This is a genomic window from Algoriphagus sp., from assembly GCF_030694375.1.
Taxonomy (GTDB): Bacteria; Bacteroidota; Bacteroidia; order Cytophagales; family Cyclobacteriaceae; genus Algoriphagus.
Map to the genome: position 1 here is coordinate 365,493 of NZ_JAUXYL010000038.1, position 24,404 is coordinate 389,896.

Annotated in this window: 28 protein-coding genes; all 28 read left to right on the forward strand. The window is 42.5% G+C overall.

Features of this window, described 5'->3' with window-relative positions; translation table 11 throughout:
- Position 1 precedes the first annotated feature (1 nt).
- Positions 2-346, forward strand: a complete 345-nt coding sequence (locus Q8M62_RS13400) for a hypothetical protein (protein ID WP_103923806.1) — start codon at positions 2-4, stop codon at positions 344-346.
- 2 nt (positions 347-348) lie between these two features.
- A complete protein-coding gene (locus Q8M62_RS13405) occupies positions 349-741 on the forward strand; it encodes a hypothetical protein (protein WP_103923807.1) in 393 nt (130 codons plus the stop codon).
- Positions 738-1,067: a DUF4134 family protein gene (locus Q8M62_RS13410; protein WP_103923808.1), complete on the forward strand. Its 330-nt coding sequence runs from the start codon at positions 738-740 to the stop codon at positions 1,065-1,067. Before Q8M62_RS13405 ends, Q8M62_RS13410 begins: the two co-directional genes overlap by 4 nt.
- A 57-nt stretch (positions 1,068-1,124) precedes the next feature.
- Positions 1,125-1,430, forward strand: coding sequence for a DUF4134 domain-containing protein (locus Q8M62_RS13415; RefSeq protein ID WP_103923809.1), 306 nt, complete (start codon positions 1,125-1,127; stop codon positions 1,428-1,430).
- Positions 1,430-1,711 carry a DUF4133 domain-containing protein gene (locus Q8M62_RS13420; RefSeq protein WP_077353341.1) on the forward strand — a complete coding sequence of 94 codons (282 nt, stop codon included), beginning with the start codon at positions 1,430-1,432 and terminating at the stop codon, positions 1,709-1,711. The genes Q8M62_RS13415 and Q8M62_RS13420 overlap by 1 nt, the downstream gene beginning before the upstream one ends.
- A gap of 2 nt (positions 1,712-1,713) precedes the next feature.
- Positions 1,714-4,206, forward strand: coding sequence for a TraG family conjugative transposon ATPase (locus Q8M62_RS13425; RefSeq protein WP_103923810.1), 2,493 nt, complete (start codon positions 1,714-1,716; stop codon positions 4,204-4,206).
- A gap of 11 nt (positions 4,207-4,217) precedes the next feature.
- Positions 4,218-4,880: a hypothetical protein gene (locus Q8M62_RS13430; protein ID WP_103923811.1), complete on the forward strand. Its 663-nt coding sequence runs from the start codon at positions 4,218-4,220 to the stop codon at positions 4,878-4,880.
- The gene (locus Q8M62_RS13435; RefSeq protein ID WP_103923812.1) at positions 4,877-5,530 is read left to right on the forward strand and encodes a hypothetical protein; all 654 of its coding nucleotides are present in this window, start codon (positions 4,877-4,879) and stop codon (positions 5,528-5,530) included. Before Q8M62_RS13430 ends, Q8M62_RS13435 begins: the two co-directional genes overlap by 4 nt.
- The gene (locus tag Q8M62_RS13440) at positions 5,527-6,189 is read left to right on the forward strand and encodes a hypothetical protein (protein ID WP_103923813.1); all 663 of its coding nucleotides are present in this window, start codon (positions 5,527-5,529) and stop codon (positions 6,187-6,189) included. Before Q8M62_RS13435 ends, Q8M62_RS13440 begins: the two co-directional genes overlap by 4 nt.
- Complete coding sequence (locus tag Q8M62_RS13445) at positions 6,186-6,974, forward strand: hypothetical protein (RefSeq protein WP_103923814.1); 789 nt, start codon at positions 6,186-6,188, stop codon at positions 6,972-6,974. The genes Q8M62_RS13440 and Q8M62_RS13445 overlap by 4 nt, the downstream gene beginning before the upstream one ends.
- Positions 6,975-7,052: 78 nt before the next feature.
- A complete protein-coding gene (locus Q8M62_RS13450; RefSeq protein WP_305668167.1) occupies positions 7,053-8,207 on the forward strand; it encodes a plasmid transfer protein in 1,155 nt (384 codons plus the stop codon).
- A 2-nt stretch (positions 8,208-8,209) separates the two neighbouring features.
- Positions 8,210-8,818 (forward strand): conjugative transposon protein TraK, encoded by a 609-nt coding sequence (gene traK, locus Q8M62_RS13455; RefSeq protein WP_103923816.1) that lies wholly within the window; start codon positions 8,210-8,212, stop codon positions 8,816-8,818.
- The gene (locus Q8M62_RS13460; protein WP_103923817.1) at positions 8,796-9,227 is read left to right on the forward strand and encodes a hypothetical protein; all 432 of its coding nucleotides are present in this window, start codon (positions 8,796-8,798) and stop codon (positions 9,225-9,227) included. Before traK ends, Q8M62_RS13460 begins: the two co-directional genes overlap by 23 nt.
- Positions 9,217-10,440, forward strand: coding sequence for a conjugative transposon protein TraM (gene traM / locus Q8M62_RS13465; RefSeq protein ID WP_103923818.1), 1,224 nt, complete (start codon positions 9,217-9,219; stop codon positions 10,438-10,440). Before Q8M62_RS13460 ends, traM begins: the two co-directional genes overlap by 11 nt.
- A 6-nt stretch (positions 10,441-10,446) precedes the next feature.
- Positions 10,447-11,283 (forward strand): conjugative transposon protein TraN, encoded by an 837-nt coding sequence (gene traN, locus Q8M62_RS13470; RefSeq protein ID WP_305352808.1) that lies wholly within the window; start codon positions 10,447-10,449, stop codon positions 11,281-11,283.
- A gap of 32 nt (positions 11,284-11,315) precedes the next feature.
- A complete protein-coding gene (locus Q8M62_RS13475) occupies positions 11,316-13,307 on the forward strand; it encodes a type IV secretory system conjugative DNA transfer family protein (protein WP_305352807.1) in 1,992 nt (663 codons plus the stop codon).
- A gap of 12 nt (positions 13,308-13,319) precedes the next feature.
- Complete coding sequence (locus tag Q8M62_RS13480; protein ID WP_305668168.1) at positions 13,320-13,952, forward strand: M23 family metallopeptidase; 633 nt, start codon at positions 13,320-13,322, stop codon at positions 13,950-13,952.
- 10 nt (positions 13,953-13,962) lie between these two features.
- On the forward strand, positions 13,963-14,889 hold the full coding sequence (locus tag Q8M62_RS13485) for a DUF4099 domain-containing protein (protein WP_305351708.1): 927 nt from the start codon (positions 13,963-13,965) through the stop codon (positions 14,887-14,889).
- Entirely contained in the window at positions 14,867-15,532 is a 666-nt protein-coding gene (locus Q8M62_RS13490) for a hypothetical protein (protein WP_305351709.1), read from the forward strand. Before Q8M62_RS13485 ends, Q8M62_RS13490 begins: the two co-directional genes overlap by 23 nt.
- Positions 15,533-15,571: 39 nt before the next feature.
- Positions 15,572-16,693 carry a hypothetical protein gene (locus Q8M62_RS13495; protein WP_305668169.1) on the forward strand — a complete coding sequence of 374 codons (1,122 nt, stop codon included), beginning with the start codon at positions 15,572-15,574 and terminating at the stop codon, positions 16,691-16,693.
- 85 nt (positions 16,694-16,778) lie between these two features.
- Entirely contained in the window at positions 16,779-17,273 is a 495-nt protein-coding gene (locus Q8M62_RS13500) for a hypothetical protein (RefSeq protein WP_305668170.1), read from the forward strand.
- A gap of 495 nt (positions 17,274-17,768) precedes the next feature.
- Positions 17,769-17,984, forward strand: coding sequence for a hypothetical protein (locus Q8M62_RS13505; protein WP_305668171.1), 216 nt, complete (start codon positions 17,769-17,771; stop codon positions 17,982-17,984).
- A gap of 118 nt (positions 17,985-18,102) precedes the next feature.
- Complete coding sequence (locus Q8M62_RS13510) at positions 18,103-19,077, forward strand: DUF3347 domain-containing protein (RefSeq protein ID WP_305668172.1); 975 nt, start codon at positions 18,103-18,105, stop codon at positions 19,075-19,077.
- Between the two features lie 18 nt (positions 19,078-19,095).
- Positions 19,096-20,544: a multicopper oxidase family protein gene (locus Q8M62_RS13515; RefSeq protein WP_305668173.1), complete on the forward strand. Its 1,449-nt coding sequence runs from the start codon at positions 19,096-19,098 to the stop codon at positions 20,542-20,544.
- A gap of 44 nt (positions 20,545-20,588) precedes the next feature.
- Entirely contained in the window at positions 20,589-21,179 is a 591-nt protein-coding gene (locus Q8M62_RS13520) for a DUF3347 domain-containing protein (protein WP_146914376.1), read from the forward strand.
- Positions 21,180-21,644 carry a heme-binding domain-containing protein gene (locus tag Q8M62_RS13525; protein WP_146914375.1) on the forward strand — a complete coding sequence of 155 codons (465 nt, stop codon included), beginning with the start codon at positions 21,180-21,182 and terminating at the stop codon, positions 21,642-21,644.
- A gap of 87 nt (positions 21,645-21,731) precedes the next feature.
- Entirely contained in the window at positions 21,732-22,289 is a 558-nt protein-coding gene (locus tag Q8M62_RS13530; RefSeq protein ID WP_146914374.1) for a DUF2911 domain-containing protein, read from the forward strand.
- Positions 22,286-24,403 (forward strand): copper-translocating P-type ATPase, encoded by a 2,118-nt coding sequence (locus tag Q8M62_RS13535; protein ID WP_305668174.1) that lies wholly within the window; start codon positions 22,286-22,288, stop codon positions 24,401-24,403. Before Q8M62_RS13530 ends, Q8M62_RS13535 begins: the two co-directional genes overlap by 4 nt.
- The last annotated feature ends 1 nt before the right edge of the window (position 24,404 follow it).

A 24,404-nucleotide genomic window follows, 5' to 3' on the forward strand; every position in this document is an offset into this window, starting at 1 on the left:
CATGGCAAACGGGGACTACATAAGCAAACTTGTCCAAGGAGTAAGGTCAGAATTGGTATTGCCTGAACCTGAGGTAAAGCCTTTGGTAAAGTCTAAAAGTAATGAGACTGACAAGATCGGAAGCCAAGGAATCCATGAGCTGATAGAGGCCATCAAGAATTTTGAAGTAAACGGAGATTCCAAAAGGCTGATTCGGATGGACGCTCGAACGGAGGAAGTACTGAAGCTAATCAGTCCCACTTTTGGAGTGGACGTGACCTCCTTCGTGAATTTCCTGTGCTGGGACTTTCTGGAAAATAATCCAGAACTGGTCAATGAAATCAAACAATCCATACAAAAACTATAGCCATGAGCTGGACAGACTTCTTTCTATACCTATCCCTTTTCTATGTGGTGTACTATGCGGTAAATGTCGTCTTCGATGTTTTGCGCAAACCACAACTTTCAGAAGTGTCGGCAGGGAATGCCTACACATTCCAGACGGACCTCAATGAGTTTGATGAAAGTCCAACGGTGATTGAGGATAATGACCCGGTGCCTGATCCTGTGAAGCCCAAGACAGAATCTGCTTCCCAGACGGAAGTATGGGTCAACAGCGAGGAGGATTCAGAAGATATCGAATTTGAAATCAATGATCCCAGCCCAGTCAAATCTACAGGAGGGGTGACTACGCTCAATTCCCTCTTTGTCCTTGCCAAGGAAGGCAGTATTGAAATGAAAAAGAAAGTCGTGTTCTCATGAAGCTCCTTCATCGGCTATTCCTATGTGCTCTCCTTTCCCTCTTATTCTTTTTGTCGGGATCGGAGACTTATGGCCAATCCCCTCCGGGAGTTTCAAAATTTCAGGAGGTCGAGACCGATATGAAAAGTTTCTATGTCGCTATTTCCAGACTCTCATTTGTCGTGGGCGCAGTCTCAGGATTGCTTGGCGGTCTTCGGGTTTACAACAACTGGCAAATGGGAAGACATCAGATCGATGTTCAGGTCATCAGTTGGTTCGGAGCCTGCCTATTCTTGGCCACTATTGGCTTTTTTCTCAGCGGACTGTATGCTGTCCCACTGATTTGACACCCCAAAAAAAGCAAAATCAACAGTCAATATTTTCTCACTTAAACTATAAACACCATGTTCAACAGAACCAAAAAAATGATCTCAAGCGCATTGTTTGTGATGCTTGCAACTACAGCCGCCAGAGCCCAAGGTGTTCAGGGAATTGTCGCAGCAGAATCGTCTCTACTCGCCTATGTGGATCCCGTAGCCAGTCTCTGTCTTGTTATTGGGGCGGTAGTAGGGCTGATAGGAGGCGTAAGAGTTTACATCAAATGGAATTCCGGTGATCAAGACATCAATAAAGAATTGATGGGATGGGGCGGCTCCTGCCTGTTTTTGGTCTTGGTCAGTGTGATCATCAAAGCGTTTTTCGGTGTCTGATGGCTAAGCAATTTCCGATATATAAGGGGCTTCAGAAGCCTCTTATATATCGGGGCTTTCAGGGAAAATACATCGGATGGGGAGTCGCTTCTTTAGTTATCGCGGTCGTCTCAGGAGGATTAATCGGAAGCTTAACCAGTATGGTTTTAGGTGGGGTGATTACCCTATCAGTCATGACTACCGGACTTTTCATCACCTCTCAGCAACAGAAAAAAGGCCTGCATAGCAAAACAAGGTATAAAGGGGTATTTCAGATCGCTACATCCTTAAAATCAAAGTAATCATGTTTGGGAAAAAAAGGAATGAATTTAAGCTTCCCTATCTGGGGATTGAAGATCAGATCCATGGTTTTCATTGTCTATTCAATCTGAAGGGTGACTATGGTGTCATCCTTGGATTGGACAATCCTGTCCTGCAATATTCAGCGGATTCTTCCAAGTACGATTCCTTTCATCAGCTATACACCAACCTGATCAAAATACTTGGTGAAGGGCATCTGATCCAAAAGCAGGACATTTTTTCCAGAAAGACCTACAGCGAAAAATCCTCAAAAGAATACCTACAGCAAAAGTATGATGACCATTTCCAGGGGCGGCCCTATACTTCAATGAAGACATTTTTGGTGATTACCAAACGGGTAAAAGGCAGATACAGTCAAAAGTCAGTAATGGACTTTATTCAGACACTGGGAAAGGTGACCGACCTTTTTGAACGTGCAGGAATCAAGACAGAGGCACTCTCAAGAATTGAGACTGACCGATATGTGAAACGGATTCTCAGCATGAACTTCCACGAGGAAAAGATTGTGCTGGACAACCTGCTTGCTGAAGAAAGCCAAGTGGAAAGCGGAGAAAGAGCTTTTCGGTCGATCACTTTGGTAGATACCGACAAAGTAGAACTACCGGAAAAGGTGACCACCCATTTGGAGCGTAACGATAAGGATAGCCTCAAAGGGTTTCCTGTTGATAATATGGCCTTCCTTTTCGATGTCCCTAATTTCCAAACCATAGTTTATAACCAGGTCATTGAAATTATTGAGCAGAGATCAACGCTTACCAAGCTTGAATTGAAGCGAAAGCGGCATTCCGGGATACCCGATCCAGCCAATAATATCTGTGTGGAAGATATCGACAGGCTATTGGAAGACGTGGCCAGACATAACCAGCTTTTGGTCAATTGCCACTTCAATGTGGTTGTTTCTGCCAAGAAGGAGCACATCCAAGGAGCTTGTAATTATGTGGAATCCTCCCTTTTCCAACAGGGCATTGTGGCCAATAAAAATTCCTATAACCAACTGGAGCTTTTCAGGACACTGCTTCCCTGCAATACCGCTGAGTTGAAAGTTTACGATTACTTCCTGACCACATCGGATGCTGCATTATGTTTTTTCTTGAAGGAGTCACTGAACAAGGATGAGATAAGTGGATTCCAAATCCGATTTACGGATCGACAGGGAATCCCTTTGAAGATTGATCCCGCTGATTTGCCGATGCAAACCAATCGGATCAACAATCGAAACAAGTTTGTACTGGGGCCTTCCGGTTCGGGGAAATCATTCTTTATGAATGCCCTGATCGAGCAGTATTGCATGTGGAATAAGCGGCCCAATCCTAAGTGGCTGATGGATGTAGTCATTGTCGATACCGGCCACTCGTATTCCGGACTTTGCCAATACTACCAAGGGAAATACATCACTTACACCGAGGAAAAGCCAATAACCACCAACCCTTTTTCCATTACTGAAGAAGAGTACAACATCGAGAAGAAAGACTATCTCCTGACCCTGATTTCCCTCTTGTGGAAGACAGCGGAAGGAACAGTCTCTCAGGTTGAAGCCGATGTTATTTCCAATACGATCTCGGCCTACTATTCCTCTTTTTTCTCCAAGGAAAGCACTATCGATCGGCTTTGCTTCAACAGCTTTTATGAATTCGCCCTGGAGAAAATCCCAGAAATCAAAGAGCGTGAAAGCATTGGATTTGAACTTGAAGAATTCCGCTTTGTACTCAAGAAGTTTTACAAGGGAGGTGAGTTTGAAAACCTACTCAATGAGGAAGTTGACCAGTCCTTGTTTACCGAATCTTTTGTGGTTTTTGAAATTGACAGCATCAAAGAGCACAAGGTGCTTTTCCCGATTGTGACACTCATTATCATGGATGTTTTCATCCAGAAAATGAGGTTCCGAACCAAATACCGGAAGGCACTCATCATCGAAGAAGCTTGGAAGGCCATAGCCTCCCCGCTCATGGCAGGCTACATTCTATACCTCTATAAAACAGTCCGAAAATTCTGGGGGGAAGCCATAGTGGTAACCCAAGAGCTGGGAGATATCATCGGAAATGCGGTAGTCAAAGACAGTATTATCAATAATTCGGATACGATCTGTCTTTTGGATCAGACAAAATTCAAAGACAATTATTCTCAAATCGCCTCCCTGCTTTCCATCAATGAAAATGAAAGGAAAAAGATCTTCACGATCAATCAGCTGGATAATCATGAGGGCAGGGGAAGATTCAAGGAAGTATATATCCGAAGAGGATCTGCCGGTGAGGTGTATGGGGTGGAAGTTTCCTTGTACCAATACCTGACCTATACCACGGAAAAGCCAGAAAAATCAGCCATCGAAATCTATATCCAAGCCTTTAGAGGGTACCAAATGGGACTGGACGCTTTTGTCGAGGATTTTAAGGCTTCTGAGCTTTCACTCCATGAGTTTTTTGGAGAGGTCAACAAGCAAGGGGCCCCGGTAAGAGAAACACTAACTGCCACTTTTTAACCATTACAAAGATGAAAAGCTTGAACATACTGGTATTTCTGATCCTCTCGGGATCTGCCTTAGGGCAAACTATCTATGTGGATCCAGCGGTAGCAGGAGCAACGGCGGCACATTCTGCGGTCATCAATTCTCAGCTGAATGCCACTAATGAACGATTGACTTTGATTGAACGGGGACAGCTGGCGATTACCGGAAACCTGACCATTGTCAATACGATGCAGGACAAAATCTACAAAGGACTTTCTGAGGTCAGTTCGATTTTGACCAACCTTTCCAATGTGCAGGAAATCGCTCGAATAGCCACCGGGATTTCAAGTGACCTTAGCCAGGTGATGGACTTAGCCGGAGAGAATCCCGCTTTACTCCTGTTTGCCGAACGGAATGCTACCCTATTTCAGCAAAGGGCAACTTCTTTGGCCTTGGAGGTCAGTTCATTTGTGTTGAAGGGAGGAGAAAACAATCTCATGGATGCAGGTGAGCGGTCAAAACTGATCAATCAGATTTTGACTGAGATGGTCATCCTGCGATCCTACTCTTATGGCATGTATCGAGCCATGTATTTTGCTCAGATGAAAGGATTTGTGAGGGCTCTAAATCCTTTTCAAGGGTACATCAACGTAGATATCCAGCTTGCGCAGGATATAGCCAGAAAAGCCAAAACCCTCCAACCATGAAATCTTTTTGGCTTTTACCCTTCGTTTTTTTGGCAACCCTTGGGATGAGTTTTGCTCAAACCAATGTGGCCCTTCTCCACCAGCTAGTCGAGGAATCCAAGTCTGAATATAACCTTCAAAAAGAGGCAAAAGGAAATCAGGGAAGGAACTCGGTCAACGAGGAGGTCAATACCAATTTGGTCAAGTCTGTAAAGGAGAAATACCGAGCCGTCCAGGACCGATTTGCCAAACTCTCCATTGTCATCGATGCTTTTGGAATTGGTGCTGCGGCTGAGCCCTTGGTCAATTCCATTATTGATAACCAGCAGCAAATCGTTTTCTACTGTAGCCAAAATCCGGAATTAGTACTTTTTGCGGTAGAGTCGGAACGGGTTTTCGTCGAAAGATCCTATTCACTTTTGAATTATCTCTTTGGCCTTTCGGCAAGTATCGGAGTGGTCAACCAGATGAAAGTTTCGGAAAGAAGAATCCTTTTCCAACATATTCTGGACGAGCTGAGGGAGATCAACGGACTTTCCTACACCGTTTCCAAATCACTTCAGCACTATCTCGAAAGGAAGAGAGGAATCAATCCTTACCTACAGTATGTAGCAACGGAAATGGCCTTGGTAGAAGAAATCATTCAAAACGCCAAAACCCTAATCCGATGAAAAATCTCCTTTTTCTTTTCATGTGTTTCGTGGCTGTTGAATCTTATCCCCAGACCGTGGTATTTGACAAAGAGCATTTTTCGATAGTCAATGCCAACGCTGCTGTACGAAATGTCAGTGAAATAGGGTATCACCAAACTTTGGATATCATCAGGCAAAACACTGATGATATCATTCTCAATTCATCCAGCCTGGCACTGGTTCAAACCATGATTGTCAACTCCCTCACCCAAATCAATGAAGGGTTCAAGGATGCAATACAGGTAAGGATGATAGCTGAGACTGTCTTGGATATCAGTTCCATTTCCGCAGAGGCATTCCAGTTGGCTGGCGATAATCCCATCCTTTTTCTTTTTGTCGAAGAGTACACGGGCCAGGCAAAAACCAGAAGTCTCAACCTGGCTACGGAAGTTTCATCACTTATTCTCAAAGAGGGCGATAATCTACTGATGAATTACAATGTCCGGGACGAGCTTCTTGATTCGGTACAGGAGGAATTACAGGTAATTCTTGCTTTGGTACTAGCTGCAAAAAACAGCATCTACTGGGCCAAGACCAATGGGATAATCCGATCCCTCAATCCTTACCAAGCCTATATCAATCGTGATTTAGGATTGATCAATGAAATCATCATCAAACAGAAAATCCTTACCCGATGAAGCCGACTCTCTCATTTTTGATCCTTTTTTCTGTTTGTATTCACAGCTACGGACAGACTCCAATCCATGATAAAGCGATTGTCGCTCAGCAGGAACGGATGGTCTATAAGCAGTGGGATGAGGATAAATTCTATCCTGAACCCAATAGACTGCTCGGAATCCCAACGAATCCGATTTGGTATATCACCTGGGGCTTGCACCCCAATTACCCGGATCTGGACCGAAGGCCATTATCTCCAAGGGGAGAACAGACTCAAAGGCTGGGATTGGCAGCGGCCATGCAGATTTCTTCTAACTACTACAAGCAGCACTCAGATACGGTCAAAAACTTGGCAACGGCTGAAATGGCTCGCATTTCAGGAGCTTTTTCAGCGACAGATCCTCTTTATCAATTCTACTATAAGCGAGAGCTCAGGCCTCTGGAAAATCCTGAAGCCACTGCTTTTCAGGGTGTTCCTGCGGAAGTAATCCATTACATGACTGATCATGGGGCTTACCAATGGTACTTAAACAACATGGCTTCGCTTTCGGAGCGATATGAATTTGCAAAGAGCCTGGATATGGAAAGAGGACAACGGATTCTGATGTATCACAGAATCATGCTTGAAATGAGAGATATCCTTAAAAAGTGGCAATACAAGCTGGACATGTCTTCCAATATGCTTGCCTTCCGAAAGCTGAACCAGCGGAAAATCAGCGGAGAGATTACCCTTTCAAATCCAAAAAGCGAGGAGGATAGAGCCAAGAAAATTGCTAACCAAACCCAAGTCCTAAAATGCCCATGAGAAAGGCTCATCACGCATGGTTATGGCTATCTAGGGCATTCCATGTGGCCATTGAAAATCAATTAATAATCACATGAAATGAAGAAGCTGATCACAGGACTATCTATTCTCCTTGGCTTGTCAATCCCCGGATTTGCTCAATCGGCCAACCATGACCAGTACAAGGAGACCATAAGCTATTTGCAGGGAAACAGCATTTACGACAGGGGAGTGATGACCTTCTTTGAAGAAATGAGGGATTATGGCTTTGCTCATTCCGACCCTTTCATGAGAGATGCTCAGACCTTGGCCTGTATTTTCATGCTGATTTTTTTTAGTCTCAAATGCTACGAAATGATGGCAGGGGATAAGAAGCTTGAAATTATGCCCCTGCTAAGACCATTTGCTTTGGTGATTCTTTTGATGTGGTGGCCAATTTTCTGCCAGATCATAGCTTTTCCTACCGATTTGATCGCTGCCAAAACAGAAGCGCTTTTCGGGATCCAAAATGACACCAATAATGCTTTGCGACTTGACCGGGCGGCCTACATGATCGAGATGGCCGATCAGCTGGTGGAATATCAGGCAGTGACCGAGATGGCATCGGAACAGGCGCAAGAATCCGATAAAGATTTGGGGATGGTGATTGTGGATGGGGTAAAAGGATTTTTCTCCGATCAGATTCTAGCTCCTATTGTCCAAATGAGGATTAGGATGCAAACCAGCCTTCAACTGCTCGCTACCCAAATCATCGAATTGGTGGCCATATGGATTCTAAGGGTGTGTGTCTATATCATTTTCATGTTGCAGATCATCTATTCGACGGTGTTGGTGATACTTGGGCCATTTTCAGTGGTGGTGAGTATTTTTCCAGCCTTTCGGGATGCGTTCACTACCTGGATAGCAAGGTTTGTCTCCGTCAACCTTTATGTAGGAGTGGCATATTTGATTCTCTACATAACAGGAAGGCTCCAACAATATGCTTTGGAGGTAGAGATTGACAAGTACGAGTATTTGCTTTCAACCGGTGGTGGAGCAGATCGGCTTGAAAAAATGGCTTGGCTGGCATCCAATGGCTTTTTGAGTTTCGGGCTGGTGATTGTAGCATTTTTTGTCAGCGCAATTGCCATCACTACCGTGCCCTCGATTTCCACTTGGATCATTTCCACTTCAGGAATTTCCTCAGCAGCAACCACCGCCGGAAGGATGGGATCTTCCGCTTCAAAATCAATTTCAAGAGCTAAACTAATCTAACCATGATCATCCAAAACATTGAATCGAAAATCAGATTGGCAACGGTTCTTTCCCTTGGGAGCCTGATTACCTCAATCATTATCTGCGGCTTTGTTTCGGTTTACGCCTATAAACAGGTAGCCAACGCAAGGCAGTCCATTTATATCCTGGACAATGATATACCCATTTTGGCCAAGCAGGCCAATATGCAAATGAATAGGCCCGCTGAGTACAAAGCAGCCGTGGACTTATTTCATAGCCTTTTTTTCAACCTGACTCCCGACGATAAGCACATCGAATACCAAATGAGTCGGGCTATGTACTTCGTGGATGAGACAGGAGTCGGTCAATACAATAACCTGAAAGAAAAGGGCTACTTCAATTCCATTCTCTCCTCAAGTTCTGTGCTTTCTATCCAGACGGATTCGATTATCCTTGTTCAGAACAGGTTCCGGTATTACGGCAAGCAAAAGATAGATCGAAGAAGTGCCACGATCACCCGATCGATTATCACCGAAGGTGAATTAATAGATATCCCGAGAAGTGAGAATAACAGCCATGGGGTATTGATCACGAATTGGAAAACCATCGAAAATAAAGACCTGAGCAATGTTTCGAAAAACACCTTCTAAGGATCGGGAAACCACCATTTTCCAAGAACTTAAAAATGAGCTTTTTCCTCACATGGCAGGGGTTAATGGCCATTTGAAGGGGTTGATGGATCGTCATGCCAAAATCATTTTTTGTGTCATGCTTCTTCTCATCGTAGCCTCTTTCATACTGACCTTTTTTGTGCTGAATCCTAACCCGGAGAATCAGGCTGAACATATCAAAAAAGAACTGAAGGCCATTCCGGGAGAACTGTCAGGGGAATTTTCAGCATTACAGGATTTGACCCTGAGAGCTGCGAAAATGGCGGAGTTAAAGTCTGAGATAGAACGGATTATCGACAAGGATTCCATTTCAAAGTCGGATTCCGCATACCTGGAAAAAGCAATTGAGAAACTGCAATATTTTAACAACCACTCCCATGAAAATTGACTTCAAACAACCCAAATACATTCTGCCGATTATCATGCTCCCGTTTTTGTGTTTGCTGTTTTACGGGTATAAATCCTTCAGCAAAGACGGTCCGGCTGAGCCTGTTCAGGGGCTCAGTGGAATCCAATCCGAGATCGGCAAAGTATCGGAACAGATCCAGAAAAAACCGATTGATTCCAAACTGGATGCTTCGAGAGAAACCTATAAAAGAGCAAATGATGGATACACGGCTATCAAAGGCTTGGAACTGGAGGTTGAAGAATCCAGCCAAATCAAAACGCTGTATAACGAGGAGGAAAAACGGCTGCTGGATTCTATCGACAACGCTTTAAAAAGCGCAGGTCTTTACTCCGGAAAACCCGAAACAGGCAATTCGATCCCATCTGTTTTGCCACAACTTTCCAGACAGCAAAGCTTTTCTAAGGAAGATGAAGAATTACTGAATGCCATCAATCAGCTGGAAGGGAAAAAGACCCAAGTTCCCGCTAACAAATACGAAGATCCCATGGAGCTATTCAAAGCGCAGATGGCTGTGATAGACTCCATTTCCAAGGCGAATGATCCGGCTTATCAAGAGCTACAGCTAAAAGAAAAGGAGAACCAGCCAGTAGCCAAAGAGACCGAAAACGCAGTTTATCGGGTTCAGAAGTCAGAAGGGTCCGCTACCTTATTCAATACCGTCACCAGAGAAAAAAAGGGGAAGTTCATCGAAGCAATCATTGACCAGGATATCAAGAGCGGTACTCTTGGAGCCAGATTGAGAATCCGACTTTTAGATGATATTCTGATTGGAAATGCAATCGTGGGCAGAGGAACTTATCTCTATGCATTGATTTCCGGATATGAAGCTCAGCGAGTGAAGCTGACCATCTCTTCGGTCATGATCAATGACCGAATCTTCCCGATTAAACTCTCCATCTATGACGTGGATGGGATGGAAGGCCTGTATGTTCCGGCCAGTGCCTTCAGGGAATTTTCCAAAGAACTCGGAGGAAACACTACCGGAGGAATGAATCTGACTATGCAGCCAAACTCAGACGAATTGAGCCAACTGTATATGTCTGCCCTCCAACGAATGTTTACCTCAACTTCCCAAGCCGTTTCCAAATCCATCAAAAAGAACAAGGCCAATATCAAGTATGGGACTTCTGTCTATCTGATCGATACCAACGAATTGCAGGAAAACGGAAAAATGATCCAAAACCAAAACTGACCTACCATGAGACAAAAGATTATAACCCTTATCCTTTGGGCGATATCCATTTCGGGCTTTGCCCAGCAAAACGGAACGCTGCTGAAAAGCCAACTTCCCAAGATCTATATCGACGAGGAAATCTCGCTACACTTTCTTTCCCCCGAGCCCATCCAATACGTGGATATCTCGACCGACAATATGATCGGGGATATTCCATTGGAGAATGTATTTCGGGTGAAAGCAATACGGGACAGTGTTTCCAACCTCAATGGATACAATAAGTCTTTGGGAGTGGTTACCATTATCGGGCAGAAGTATATCGCGCAATACGATTTATGGTATGCGCATGATGAGCGTCAGCTGAAGACTCAAATCGAAATTCTTCCTATCAATACCAGTCCCTTGGAGGTCGGTAAAATCCCCATGAGCGACCAAGAGCTTCGGTATTTTTCAATAGAGGTATTCAAGGAGAAAAAGAAGGATAACATCACCAAAAACAGCCAGTATGGGGTTTCCGGTCAGGTGAATAGTATCTACACTGTGGACGATTACATCTTTTTGGACATCTCCTTTATCAACAAGACCAATCTCAAATTTGATCTGGACCAACTGAGGTTTAAGATCGAGGACAAGCGAATCACCAAAGCAACCAATGTCCAATCCATTGAGATGGAGCCGGAATACCAGCTTTTCACCCCGGAGAGCTTTGAGAAGAAATACCGCAATATCTACGTGTTTAAAAAATTCACCTTCCCCAATTCCAAGGTGTTCACCATCGAGCTTTCCGAATCCCAAATCAGTGGAAGAACGCTCTCTTTGGAGATCAAGTACGCAGACCTTTTAGCAGCAGACACACTTTAAAAATGATTTTTCCCTTCAACTGAGCCTTTGCCATGAATGAGAAAAGAGAATTAAAAAGCCTTCATGCGACGTTTCAATTCATTGTTTACCTGATGGTGTCTTTGGACATTCTGATGTTTGTCTATGCCCCACAGTTGTTGGCCATGGATGGGATGGAAAGGTTTCTTTCTCCCCTTTTCGAAAAGCTCCAAAACCTGAAGATTTACAGCAATGTGCTTCTTGGAAAAGTTGCCATTTTGATAGCGATTTGCCTTTCAGCCATTGGTACAGTTGCCAGAAAGAACCTGGATTTAAACCCGAGAAATCAGATCATTTTTCCTTTGGCCATCGGGTTGATTCTGTTCTTTGGTTCGATCTACCTCTATACCCTGGAAGATTCATTTTTGGTGATGGATCTCACTTCCATTCAAGACCTCGGATATTGCCTTTCTTTATTTATAGGGGCTGTTTTGATCCATACCTCCTTGGACAATGTATCTAAATTGATCAAATCGGGCCTGGGAAAGGATGAATGGAATATCGAAGGGGAATCCTTCATGCAAGACACCAAAAAAATCGAAAATCCCTATTCCGTCAACATTCCCATGAAGTTCTATTTCAAGGGAAAAGTCCGAAAAGGATGGATCAACTTGGTCAATCCATTTAGGGGAACTTTTGTGATCGGAACCCCAGGTTCAGGGAAGTCATTTGGTGTGATCAATCCGTTTATCCGACAGATGATTGGGAAGGGATTTACCATGTGTCTATATGATTTTAAGTTTCCCGACTTGGCTCAGATTGCCTACTTCCACTATCTGAAAGCTCAGGACAAAAAGAAAAACCTAAATTTCAAATTCCATGTCATCAATCTGGACGAGGTAGAATATTCCAGGAGGATTAATCCGATCAACAGAAGGTATTTGAAGACGGTGGCCAATGCTTCGGAAACAGCAGAAGCTATTTTTCAATCCCTTCAAAAATCTGATTCGTCCGGAGGAGCAGACAAGTTTTTCGAGCAATCCGCCATCAACTTTCTCTCCGCCTGTATCTTTTTTGTGTCTCGCTACGAGGAGGGCAAATATTCCACCTTCGCACATGTGCTGGATTTTCTCAACAGGGACTACGAGGATATTTTTAACTGTTTGACCAAATATCCTGAACTCAGATCTATGGTGTCTCCTTTTCGAAGTGCCTTTGAAAAGAAAGTTTACAAACAGCTGGAAGGGCAGGTCGGTACCTTGAAGATTTTCCTTTCCAGACTGAATACCAAGGAAACAGCTTGGGTTTTCAGTGGGGATGATTTCGATCTCAAAATTTCGGACCCAAATACTCCATCCATTCTTGTCCTTGCCAACAGTACCGAAACGCAGAGTATTACTGGCACCTGCTATTCGGTGATCATCAACCGGCTAACCCGATTGATCAATACCAAAGGAAACCTGCCCACAGCTTTAATAGCCGATGAAGCGCCGACTTTTTACATCCATAAAATCGAAAACCTGATTTCTACTGCCCGGAGCAATAAAGTAGCGGTTTTGCTCGGTCTGCAGGAATTGCCTCAGTTAAATCAGCTTCAGGGAAAGGATACGGCTTCGACCATGACCTCGGTGATCGGAAATGTCCTTTGTGGCTCAGTCCGCCATAAGGATACGCTTTCTTGGTTGGAAATGATGTTTGGTAAGCGAAAGCAATTGGGGCAGAGTGTATCCATTGATCGGGACAAAACCTCGATTTCGTATAGCGAGCGATATGATCCACTGATTCCTGCAGGAAAAATTGCCTCCATGCATACCGGGGAAATTGCTGGAATTATCGCTACAGAAGGGACTCAGTTTGACGGGAAATACAAAACCTCAAATGTTCATTGCCGGGTCAATCTCGATATGAAGGAGATCAGGCAGGAGGAAAACTCCTACCGAGCCACACCAAAATTCTATGATTTCAAAGGCAAGAAAGAAGAGATCCTTACCAAGCACTTTGAGAAAATTCACCGTCAGGTTACCGAAATCATTGAAAAGCACCGGGAAATGGCAATCCTAGATTAAGTCATTGGAATCATGCAAAGGAACCTATCGATCATACTTCTTCTTTTTGTCGCTCATCAGGCATTTCCCCAATTCAATTCCATTGAATTTCGAAAGGAACTGGCTTCCGTTAACGTGATCAAGTCCACTGAATTCAAGCAGGAGGCAAAGAGATCCGATATTCAGCCTTTGTCCAAACGTGAACTAACCTTGGAAAAGAAGGAAGAGCTTGTGTTGGCTTCCCTCCCCTTGGAGGATTTTTCCCTGACTTCTGAGTTTGGTTACCGCTCCGATCCATTTTCCGGAGAAACGATATTTCATCGGGGAATCGATCTTAAAACCAAGCGTTCAAAAGTGCTTTCCATTCTTCATGGAACTGTTGTGTCGGTGGGTAATGATCCGCTTTTGGGAATTTTTGTCAAAGTCCAACACGGCATGTATGAATCGATTTACGGTCACCTTTCTCAGTCCCTTGTAGCAAAGGGAGAGCATGTTTTACCGGGTATGATCCTGGGGATTTCCGGAAGTACGGGAAGAGCTACGGGGGATCATCTGCACCTGACCATCAAAAAGGGAAAGGAATATATCAATCCAGTCTTATTCATTCAATTGATCTCAAGTCTATCGACCAAAGAAGAGGCAATCACTTATTTATCAAAACCATAAAGCAAACAATATGAAAAGCCAAAATGGATTACCGATGAAGGATCTGGAGATTTTTGGAGTCATCAAAAACGGAAAATTCACCATCCCGGAAAAGGAAGTTAACGCCCTGAAGAATGGCGGAATGACCGATATCGTGGAATTAACCGACCTGAAAGGGAAAGATATTTACATCGATAAATTGCCGGCAAGACTTTCCATAGTAAGGGGAGAAGATGGGAATCCCGCCTTGCAGATTGATCCGGTTTATAGGGAACCTAACCGACATCCCAATTTGAATGACGCTGAGCAGAATCAGTTGGTCCGGAAAGAATTGGCCAACATCAAAAAAAGCTATGTGGACAAAGAAGGGAACATTCAGACCGAAATCATCGAGTACGATCAGCGAACCAAACAATTTCTTTCTTACAATCCCCGAGACATCAAAGCCCCTCAATCCGTCAATGGGCAAGAACTCGATCCACAGCAAAAGAAGAAATACAAGGAAGGGGAAACGGTGCTGTTGGCAGATGGAACAGCGTTTCAACTTTCACCGGCTGCCCCAAAAGGCATCAGATCAAATAAATCCGGATTAGTCCTTTCGGTTTTGCTGGATGGAGGCTTGTCCTACCTATTGATCACCGGTGTTCAGAAATTGCTCGGAAAGGAAAGCCAAGAGGATAAGGCGTATAGCGAAGGATACCTTCAAGCTATCAAGGAGGTTCAAAAGCAAGTAGAGCGAAGGATTTCCCGAAATCCGAAGGACAAAGATGCTGTCCTGGATTTGAACAACATCAAAGAAGAATATTCTAAAATTTCTGCTGATTCCTCACTCCCAAAATCGGTTAGGGATGACTTTGATATCAATGCGATCAAGCGGCTAAACAGCATCGATACGGAGGAAGGGAAGAACCCAAGAAAACGTTCCGAACAAGACAATGGCTTTGACAGAGACCTTTGATATTTTGAGCTACAAAGGTGTGGATAAGGCTATCCAAGGTCTGTTTTCCAAGTTTGCCCATCAGGATCAAACGGGCCAGATTGTTTTTGACTTCTTTGATGAGCAAGGCAGGAAAGTGGATGCTGAAATCCTGAGCCTTTACCGGAATAAACAGGCTTCAAGAGGGATTTCTACACTCAACCTTTCAGAAGATTCTCGGGCAATTTTTGTCTCAGACTCCTATGCTTCCCTGATCTGCTTTGTCAATCAATTCAAAGCCAGGATCTCCTTTGATGAAGCTGGCTTTTTGATCATTGGGGCTGAGTTTGACTTGAGCTTGTTGAATCAAGCTTTCAAGAAGATTTCAAAAAAGGCCAAGATCAATACCGTTTTCAGCTCCTCGATTTTGGGTCGGGTGATGGATTGTAAAATCCAGGATTTAATTCACGATCATGACTGTACTTATTATCTGTATAGCGATTTGGTTCACCTTAAAAATTCCAAAAAAGCCAAGAGTTCGGTTGAATCGATATTCACCTTTTCCCTGCGAACCTATTGCATCTCCCTTGGGGTGAAGCAAACTATCCGAACTTTTAAACCTAAGCAAAAGGGAGTAAAGTCCTTTTATCAGCTTAATCAGATGAGTTGGGAAAATTTCAATTAATACGGTTTTGCTATATTTAAACGCTGGCCACTCTAAATTATGGAGAATAATAATCTTGAATTCCTTAAAAAGAACCTGAAATTCCTTGGCTTTGGCACTTCGTTAAATGCCGCCCTGGAAGCTAAAGTTTCTGAGCGACAGGAGTTATTTAAAATCGGAGTTTCAGCCGATTTTAGTGCTAGGCAAAAGGATGGCAGCCTGGGAAAAGACAAGGTTAATTATGAGCTGAATTTCTTGAGATCTTCGAAGCCCTACCATTATTTTCTGGATAGCGTAAAAGTCACTCTTAACGATCAGATCCAGAATACATTTTCGTATGGAAAGGGGAATGACGTGACGGCAAAGGAAGCCTATAATTTGCTCAGAGGAGCTTCTGTTTTGAAGAAGGCCATCCTAATCGACAAGTTTACTTTGAGCTTTATTGACGATGCGGGAATAAGAGGGAAGGAAATGATAGTATCCAGCACTGAAGAGGCTTCCAAGATCATCGCCGAAAATGTGAAGAATAAGATCAATGTTCACGGTTCATACGATCTCTATGCAAAGGGCTACCTGTTGAGATCCTATGATGGAGCAACCGGCAAAGACTTTTCATCCATGCCTGAAGGCAAAGTATTTCTTTCCTATTCCTACTTTGATAGATCAACCAATCAGCATGAAACATCCCATCATCTTTATGACAACTTAAACCTGGCCTTGGATGCAAAGGAGGCCCTTCTAAAAAATGCTAATCCTGAGCAGGATATCAAAGGCTTCAAGATTCTGCATGAGTCTAAGTCCCATAAAATTTTTGAGTTTGATCGAGAGGGCAATGAAGTGTCGGTCGAAGCTCCGAAGCGAAATGAGAACATTTGGATCAAATTGGATTTTGATCAAAAGACCGAGGATGGAAATTATGGCTTCAAGAAATTCTATCAGAACTATGGCTTCAACCTGGAATCTGAACTTGGCAGATTCCCGATCAATGAGCTGGTAACTCCTCAGGAAAAGGAAATGCTTATTTCAAGTTTAGGTCGTGGAAATATCCAAATGGCTACTTTGGAGACCGGGCAGCCGGTATTGATTGAGGCCGATCCTCAGTTTAAGAAAATCCAGTTTTATGACATGGATTTCAAGAAATTGAACGTTTTACCTATTCAGACCCAAGAAAAGGGGAGGTGAGAGATCCAATAAACCCCATTGATTTTCAAATAATAATCTTTTGACTTTATAAATTCCTAAACTTTAAACTAAACCATTTTACGCCATGAGAAATTTGAATTACCTCATTGTACTCGCTGTAGTTGTTTTTTCTTTTAGCTGTTCCTCAGAGGATGAGACTCCAAAACTTGTTGAAAAATCTGTGACCATCGAAGTTGAAATGGATGGGAATTACGATGAATATCTGGTGACCTTTTCAGTTCACAGTATGGTGAGCGGTACCTCTACTTTTGTCTCTCCGGTATTGGATCAGCCGAATGGGCTTAATTGGACCCAAGTGATTGAACAAGGCAATACCTACACGCTTTCTTTTGAGCCAGAAGTCCCAACTATTTCAGCCACTTCTTCAGCCCCAATCAATAGCTTAGGCCTAGTTTTCAATGCCGTTCACTTGGGAGGAGAAACCGATGATTCTTTCCAGCCAATTTCAGCGACCGTCAATGTTTTGGCTGATGGGGAAGTCTATCAACAATTTGAATATGAGGCTTTATCTCCCGGAGAGGTTTCTGTACCACTTGCTGAGGAAATTAATTTTCAATAGTTTGGTAAAGGATATGTTGGTCTGTAAAAATTTAGGGTCCAACAACATTTCAATTACCTACGACTATCAATTTGATGCCGTCATAGTTTGTAAGGATTGTGAACTTTGGAGTCGGATAAAAATTGATGAATGTTGCAAGAATCCTTACGAGATATTTGTTTTTCAGTATGTCGATGGAAAACCTACATTTCTTCGGGAACAATGTTTGAATTGCGACGGCTGTTCCAATATGAACAAACTGTTGAATTTTAAAAAATACTCGGAAATGGTCGATGAAAGGTTTTCTTTTTCGAACATTAGACCTGAGGAATACAAATCTGAACTGAAGCCAAGATTTCAGAGCGGTTAGCCCAATTCATTCTGGGAGTGTCGGCTGATATTGGCGCCATAAAAAGACAACAAAAATCGTGTATCTTCGTCTCCTAGATATGCAAAAGTTTGCACTCATGGCGTTTTTAATTTCTCTTGGATTCTTTTTGAACCCATCAGATACCTATGCTTGCGGTAAGTCGAGCGAAAAAGCTGAGAGTCCCAAGACTGAGACGTGTGACAGCGAATATGATTCTGAAACCAAGAAATGCTGCGCAAATGGTCATTCTGAAAAAGATTCAGAAGGATGTAACGGACAGTGTTCGGATCACGCTTGCCATTGCCCATCCAATAGTCCTATTCCGCTATTGCTTACCAATGCCCAATTTTCAGGTGGTTTGAAATGGAGCGAATCTATCTTTTACTATCAGAGAACCAATTATTCATCAGGTTTTTTATCAGTTTGGCTACCGCCTAAAATAGGCTGATTTTTTTCCATTACAGCCACAGAACTGTCTAATTGAAAGCAATTACCGGCTTTCTTAATAATTTCTTTCCCTCATTAAAATTTAAAAAAATGAAATCAATAAAAATATTGATGGCAATCATGGCATTGCTATCGTCTACAGCTATAAATGCTCAAATCAAAAACACTAAAACCGAGAGTGTAAAAATTTATGGGAACTGCCAAATGTGCGAAGCAACCATTGAAAGAGCGGGTAATGTAAAAAATGCAGCGGAGGTAGATTGGAATAAAGATACCAAAATGGCTACAATCACCTTTGATGAAAAATTGACCAATTCTGATGAGATCTTGAAGCGCATTGCATTGGCAGGTTACGATAGCGACCAGTTTCTTGCGCCAGATAAAGCGTATGCAATACTTTCTGAATGTTGTCAATACGAAAGAATAAATAAAAAAGAAACCATCATGCCAAACTCGAGTATGAAAATGGAAAAACATTCCGAACAGCCCGTAAAAATGGGAAGCCATGCCAACCACGGCGCGGAAATGGGGATGAAAAATGGGGAAAAACCCTCAGAAAACATTCAGATGCAAAATGCCGGTGAGCTTCAGCCTGTTTTCGACCGATACTTTGATTTAAAAGATGCCTTGGTGCAATCAGATGGGAAGTCAGCATCCACTGCAGCAAAGGCTCTCGTAACTGCAATCCGCAAAGTGAAAATGGGCGAACTGGAACCAAAAACCCATGAAGCGTGGATGGTGAAAATGAAAGCATTAAGCGAAAATGCAGAAAAAATCAGCGAGTCCACCGATGCTGATGATCAACGCGTTTATTTTTCAGGTCTTTCACAGCCTATGTATGAGTTGATGAAGCTTTCTACAGCCGGACCAACCGTTTATTACCAAAAATGTCCCATGTACAACAATGGGAAAGGAGCAAACTGGCTTAGTAAAGAAAGCTCTATCAAGAATCCATATTATGGGTCAATGATGATGACTTGCGGAAGTACCGTTGAAAAAATTAATTAATCCCAATGTTGTAGCTGAATGAACAGAAGTGAATTTTTAAAGAGAATGGGATTGGGTACAGTTGCCATTGCGGCAGGACCAAGTCTTTTGACTTCATGCATGGATCATGGCATGGGAGGAGAAGCTCCAAATGTTGTGGACGGTGTATTTAATAATCCATTGAAGGTCCCTGAAACAATCAATGGTACTTCAGCTCTGAGTGCTCAAGGTGGTATGGAAACCTTGGGAAATGGCGGGGAAGTATCGGTATTGGGATACGGAGTTGGACTGTTGGGCCCCACGATTAGAGTCCAAAAAGATCAGAATGTAAACCTTAATTTTACAAATAAACTGTCAGAACATACCAATATTCATTGGCATGGTTTAGTGATCCCAGCCGCAATGGACGGCCACCCAGATCACATGATCATGCCCAATGAATCTTTTAACTTTCAATTTCCAGTCATCCAACAAGCTGGGACAAACTGGTACCATCCTCACCTGCATGGCCTCACTGGCAAGCAGGTTACCAAAGGATTGGCAGGAATGTTTATTGTGGAAAGCGAAGAAGAAAAAGCACTCAATCTCCCTAGTGGTGCTTATGAAGTTCCGTTAATAATTCAGGATAAGCGCCTCAATTCCGGCGGTGGCATTACATACAACCCAACTATGGGGGAGGTAATGACAGGTTTCTTGGGCGAAACTATTTTAGTGAACGGAACCAACAAGCCTTTTCTTGAAGTCGAATCTCGTTTTTATCGTTTTCGAATTCTCAATTGTTCCACCGCTAGGATCTACAACCTAGCATTGAGCGATGGTGGGGATTTCTATGTGATCGGTTCAGACGGTGGGCTGCTGCCAAAGCCAGAAATCGTAAAAAACTTGTTGCTAAGCTCCGGAGAAAGAGCAGATATCCTCATTGATTTTTCAAATGTTAAAGAGGGTAAAATGCTTTACCTTATGAATGAGAAGTTTTCCGGTATGGGATCCGCTCAAGGAGACCAAAGCTTCAACATCATAAGATTCAATGTTAGGAATAGCGAAAATGCCGAATTCATTTTACCAACTTCGCTGATACCGTTAACCAATCTTTCAGGTGCCAGTAAGACAAGACCCTTCAAGCTTACCATGAATATGGGCCAAAATATGAGTGGCATGCAACAAATCAATGGAAAAGTATTTGAATCTGATCGGATTGATGAGACGGTGGAACTGAGATCTACAGAGATTTGGGAATTTGATAACACTAGTGGTGATGAAGCCCATCCTATGCATGTGCATGGTGTCCACTTTCAAATTGTAGCACGGACCGGAGGCCGAAATACGATAGTACCCCATGAAAGAGGTTGGAAAGATACTGTGTTAGTTGCTCCTAGGGAAAAGGTTCAGGTAATCATGAAATTTGAACAACTAGGCAAATTCGTAGTCCATTGTCATAATTTGGAACATGAGGACGACGGGATGATGTTGAACTTTAAAGTCCTATAAAACATATTAATTAAATTAGTTAATAGAAATTAAAATCTAACAAAATGAATAAGATACTATTTATAACATTAATAATTTCTTTGGGAGCATGTCAATCCAAAGAAACAAAAGAAGCAGAATCAAACGAACAGCATCATGATGCCTCGGCAACAAATTCCGAGACTATGGATGTAAAGGCTGAAACAAAAGCTGGCAATACGCAGGAAGATGCTATGGATAATCTAATTACCGAGTATCTGAATCTGAAAAATGCCTTAACAGCAGATAATGCTAAAGATGCGGCAAGATTTGGCGAAAAGGTAGTATCGGAGATTTCTGAGTTTGATGTTGATTCTTTTACTTCCGAGCAGAAAAAGATCTATGACGAAGTGATGGATGATGCTCTGGAGCAGGCAGAGCATATTGCCGACAATGCCAATAATATAGCTCATCAAAGAGAGCATTTTGCCATGTTGAGTAGGGATGTCGATGATCTCCTTGGTGTTTTTGGAACTTCCAAAGTACTCTACCAAGATTTTTGCCCGATGTATGAAGATGGCAAAGGGGCTGTTTGGATCAGTGAATACAAGGAAATAAAGAATCCTTATCTTGGCACCAAAATGTTGACCTGCGGCTCCATAAAAAAGGAACTGTAAATGTTAAGATTGAGATACTTTAAAATATTTTTCCTGATCGGGTTTGGTGTTTTGGTATTGATACAATTTTACCAGCCTGCCCGCAATATGGATGAGGGTCAGGTTACACCTTTACACATTACAGAAGTATTAGATATACCCGTTAACGTAAGACAAATCCTCCAAACCTCCTGTTATGACTGCCACAGCAACAACACGAATTACCCTTGGTATTCATACATACAACCTGGGAGGATTTTAATGGAATACCATATAAAAGAAGGAAAAGAAAATCTGAATTTTAGTGAATTTGGTAGCTATTCTAAGCGTAAACAAGAAAACAAATTAGATAGAATTTCAAAACAAATAAAAGCAAATGATATGCCTCTTAGGTCCTATACCTTTATTCATAGAGATTCAAAATTATCAGAGTCAGACAAAATTGAAATAGTAAATTGGGTAAATAGAGAACTGAAACAAAAGTAATGGAGTAGGTTAACTTGCTTCCCATTAAATTGAAAAAAAATCATTATCCTCACTATTAGTTTAACATATAAATTTTACCAAAAACTTATGAAAAAATTAATTATAATACTACTATTTGGTTTGTCACCTATTATTACTTTCGCTCAACACGAACATCATCAGACAGAGAAAGATACTACTGTAAAATCCAAAAGTCCCCGTACATCCGCTATGGCAATGATTGGAGACAACCATATACATATTGATTATGGCTCCCCAAGCGTAAGGGGACGTAACATTTGGAATGGTCTGGTCGCTTATGGACAAGTTTGGGCGACTGGTGCGCACAAAGCTACGTGGATTGAATTTTCGGAGGATGTAACAATCAACAATCAACTAATTGCTAAAGGAAAGTATGGGTTTTTTACCATTCCAAATGAGGGGGAGTGGATACTTATACTTAGTAAAGATTGGGATATGCATTTGGCGGATGATTACAATTCGGAAAACGATCTGATCAGGATAAAAGTTAAACCAAAAAAGAATGATGATCTCATTGAATCCTTACAATATCAGGTAGTTAAAACAGATGAAAACCAAGGCAAAATAGAGATAAGTTGGGAGTTTGTGAGCGTTTCGTTTGATTTCAAAAACGCTGAAAAGTGAGAAAATATACGTGTCCGATGCACCTTCAGGTGCTCAAAGACGAACCGGGAAAATGTCCTATTTGTGGGATGGACTTGGTGCCTTTTGGAGAAAAGGCCAAACATTCTCACCATTCCAAATCTTCAAAGCACCCGGCGGAACATTCAAAAGCTGATTTTGACAAACACGAAGGTCATCATACCAGTGACTTCATCCAGAGGTTTTGGGTAAGTTTAATTCTTACGGTTCCCATTTTGCTGCTATCTCATATGATACAGCAATGGTTAGGATTCAGCATTTCCTTCCCTGGAGACAGATACGTTTTAATGGCATTGGGAACAGCCATTTATATTTATGGGGGGATGCCATTTCTGAAGGGAATGGTTGGCGAAATAAAATCCAAAGCCATTGGTATGATGACTTTGGTCGCATTGGCTATATCAGTGGCCTACTTCTACAGTATGGCTGTAGCTCTTGGATTTCCAGGAATGGATTTCTTTTGGGAGCTTGCCACCTTGATTGTAATTATGCTATTAGGGCATTGGCTGGAGATGCGTTCTCAAATGGCTGCTTCAAAGGCATTACAGTCTTTGGTGGCTTTACTGCCCAATGAAGTAACTATTGAACGCAATGGTGAAGCAGTTAAAATAAAGTTGGAAGAGCTTATGAATGACGATACTGTCATCATTAAGCCAGGAGAGAAAATTGCCGCTGATGGATTGGTATTGGAAGGTTCTTCTTCTGTCAATGAAAGTATGCTTACGGGCGAAAGTGTACCTGTGAAAAAGCAGGTAGATGCAAAAGTCATTGCAGGCTCGATAAATGGGGATGGGGTTTTAAAGATTAAGGCTACTGGAGTAGGCAAAGACAGCTACCTCAATAAGGTAATCAATCTGGTGCAGGATGCACAGGCAGCAAAATCCAACACCCAAAACCTTGCAGATAGGGTTGCCAAATGGCTCACCTTCATTGCTATCGCTGTTGGCGTGGGAACTTTTATTTTTTGGTACAGCAATAGCGGAGATTTATCCTTTGCATTAGAACGAATGGTAACGGTAATGGTCACGGCGTGCCCACACGCTTTGGGTGTTGCCATCCCTTTAGTGGTTGCAATCTCTACAACCCTTTCTGCTACAAATGGCCTCTTAATCAGGAATAGGACTGCTTTTGAGACCACAAGGAAATTATCGGTAATCATTTTTGACAAAACCGGAACACTTACTGAAGGATCTCACAGGGTTCAGAAAACTATTTCGTTAACAGATAAATATACTGCTGATGATATCATTCAATATGCAGCAGCAGTCCAGCAAAATTCAGAACACCATATTGCAAAAGGTGTACTCCAAACTCTAAAAGACAAAAATCTCGAGTTGTGGAAATCAGAGAACTTTCAGTTGATGCAGGGAATCGGTGTGTCGGGAACCGTTAAAGGTAAGTCTGTGGCAGCAGCCGGGCCGAATTATTTCAATGATAAAACTTTAGCCATACCTGACCTTCCTAAGGACATCAATCAAGATGCTGAAACCGTGAATTTTTTGCTGATTGACGATGAAGTAGTGGGTATAATTACGTTGGCAGATACCATTCGGGAAGGTTCGCAGCAGGCAATTAATGATTTGAAGGATATGAACATCAAATCATACTTACTTACCGGCGATAATGAAAAAATTGCTGCAGCAGTGAGCAATGAGTTGAAAATGGACGGTTTTTTTGCCAACGTGCTCCCGCACAACAAGCAAGAGAAAATTAAAGAATTCCAAGCCAAAGGCGAAATTGTAGCGATGACAGGGGATGGGGTCAATGATGCACCTGCGTTGGCACAGGCAGATGTGGGGATAGCTGTGGGTTCAGGAACCGATGTGGCCGCCGAAACCGCTGATATCATTCTGGTAAATAGCGACCCAAGAGATGTAGCCAAAATGATCGATTTCGGAAAACGAACCTACCAGAAAATGATACAAAACCTTATTTGGGCAGTAGGTTATAATATTATCGCTATTCCCCTTGCCGCAGGTGTGCTCTATCCAAACTTTGTACTAAGCCCTGCTATGGGTGCAGTGTTAATGAGTGTCAGTACCATAGTAGTTGCTATAAATGCAAGCTTATTAAAACTAAATAATTCAAATTCCTAAA

Bases quoted from the DNA above. Each gene is read 5' to 3' on its own strand.
- Q8M62_RS13400 (WP_103923806.1), top strand. From the start codon at position 2: ATGGCAAACGGGGACTACATAAGCAAACTTGTCCAAGGAGTAAGGTCA.
- Q8M62_RS13405 (WP_103923807.1), top strand. From the start codon at position 349: ATGAGCTGGACAGACTTCTTTCTATACCTATCCCTTTTCTATGTGGTG.
- Q8M62_RS13410 (WP_103923808.1), top strand. From the start codon at position 738: ATGAAGCTCCTTCATCGGCTATTCCTATGTGCTCTCCTTTCCCTCTTA.
- Q8M62_RS13415 (WP_103923809.1), top strand. From the start codon at position 1,125: ATGTTCAACAGAACCAAAAAAATGATCTCAAGCGCATTGTTTGTGATG.
- Q8M62_RS13420 (WP_077353341.1), top strand. From the start codon at position 1,430: ATGGCTAAGCAATTTCCGATATATAAGGGGCTTCAGAAGCCTCTTATA.
- Q8M62_RS13425 (WP_103923810.1), top strand. From the start codon at position 1,714: ATGTTTGGGAAAAAAAGGAATGAATTTAAGCTTCCCTATCTGGGGATT.
- Q8M62_RS13430 (WP_103923811.1), top strand. From the start codon at position 4,218: ATGAAAAGCTTGAACATACTGGTATTTCTGATCCTCTCGGGATCTGCC.
- Q8M62_RS13435 (WP_103923812.1), top strand. From the start codon at position 4,877: ATGAAATCTTTTTGGCTTTTACCCTTCGTTTTTTTGGCAACCCTTGGG.
- Q8M62_RS13440 (WP_103923813.1), top strand. From the start codon at position 5,527: ATGAAAAATCTCCTTTTTCTTTTCATGTGTTTCGTGGCTGTTGAATCT.
- Q8M62_RS13445 (WP_103923814.1), top strand. From the start codon at position 6,186: ATGAAGCCGACTCTCTCATTTTTGATCCTTTTTTCTGTTTGTATTCAC.
- Q8M62_RS13450 (WP_305668167.1), top strand. From the start codon at position 7,053: ATGAAGAAGCTGATCACAGGACTATCTATTCTCCTTGGCTTGTCAATC.
- traK (WP_103923816.1), top strand. From the start codon at position 8,210: ATGATCATCCAAAACATTGAATCGAAAATCAGATTGGCAACGGTTCTT.
- Q8M62_RS13460 (WP_103923817.1), top strand. From the start codon at position 8,796: ATGTTTCGAAAAACACCTTCTAAGGATCGGGAAACCACCATTTTCCAA.
- traM (WP_103923818.1), top strand. From the start codon at position 9,217: ATGAAAATTGACTTCAAACAACCCAAATACATTCTGCCGATTATCATG.
- traN (WP_305352808.1), top strand. From the start codon at position 10,447: ATGAGACAAAAGATTATAACCCTTATCCTTTGGGCGATATCCATTTCG.
- Q8M62_RS13475 (WP_305352807.1), top strand. From the start codon at position 11,316: ATGAATGAGAAAAGAGAATTAAAAAGCCTTCATGCGACGTTTCAATTC.
- Q8M62_RS13480 (WP_305668168.1), top strand. From the start codon at position 13,320: ATGCAAAGGAACCTATCGATCATACTTCTTCTTTTTGTCGCTCATCAG.
- Q8M62_RS13485 (WP_305351708.1), top strand. From the start codon at position 13,963: ATGAAAAGCCAAAATGGATTACCGATGAAGGATCTGGAGATTTTTGGA.
- Q8M62_RS13490 (WP_305351709.1), top strand. From the start codon at position 14,867: ATGGCTTTGACAGAGACCTTTGATATTTTGAGCTACAAAGGTGTGGAT.
- Q8M62_RS13495 (WP_305668169.1), top strand. From the start codon at position 15,572: ATGGAGAATAATAATCTTGAATTCCTTAAAAAGAACCTGAAATTCCTT.
- Q8M62_RS13500 (WP_305668170.1), top strand. From the start codon at position 16,779: ATGAGAAATTTGAATTACCTCATTGTACTCGCTGTAGTTGTTTTTTCT.
- Q8M62_RS13505 (WP_305668171.1), top strand. From the start codon at position 17,769: ATGCTTGCGGTAAGTCGAGCGAAAAAGCTGAGAGTCCCAAGACTGAGA.
- Q8M62_RS13515 (WP_305668173.1), top strand. From the start codon at position 19,096: ATGAACAGAAGTGAATTTTTAAAGAGAATGGGATTGGGTACAGTTGCC.
- Q8M62_RS13520 (WP_146914376.1), top strand. From the start codon at position 20,589: ATGAATAAGATACTATTTATAACATTAATAATTTCTTTGGGAGCATGT.
- Q8M62_RS13525 (WP_146914375.1), top strand. From the start codon at position 21,180: ATGTTAAGATTGAGATACTTTAAAATATTTTTCCTGATCGGGTTTGGT.
- Q8M62_RS13530 (WP_146914374.1), top strand. From the start codon at position 21,732: ATGAAAAAATTAATTATAATACTACTATTTGGTTTGTCACCTATTATT.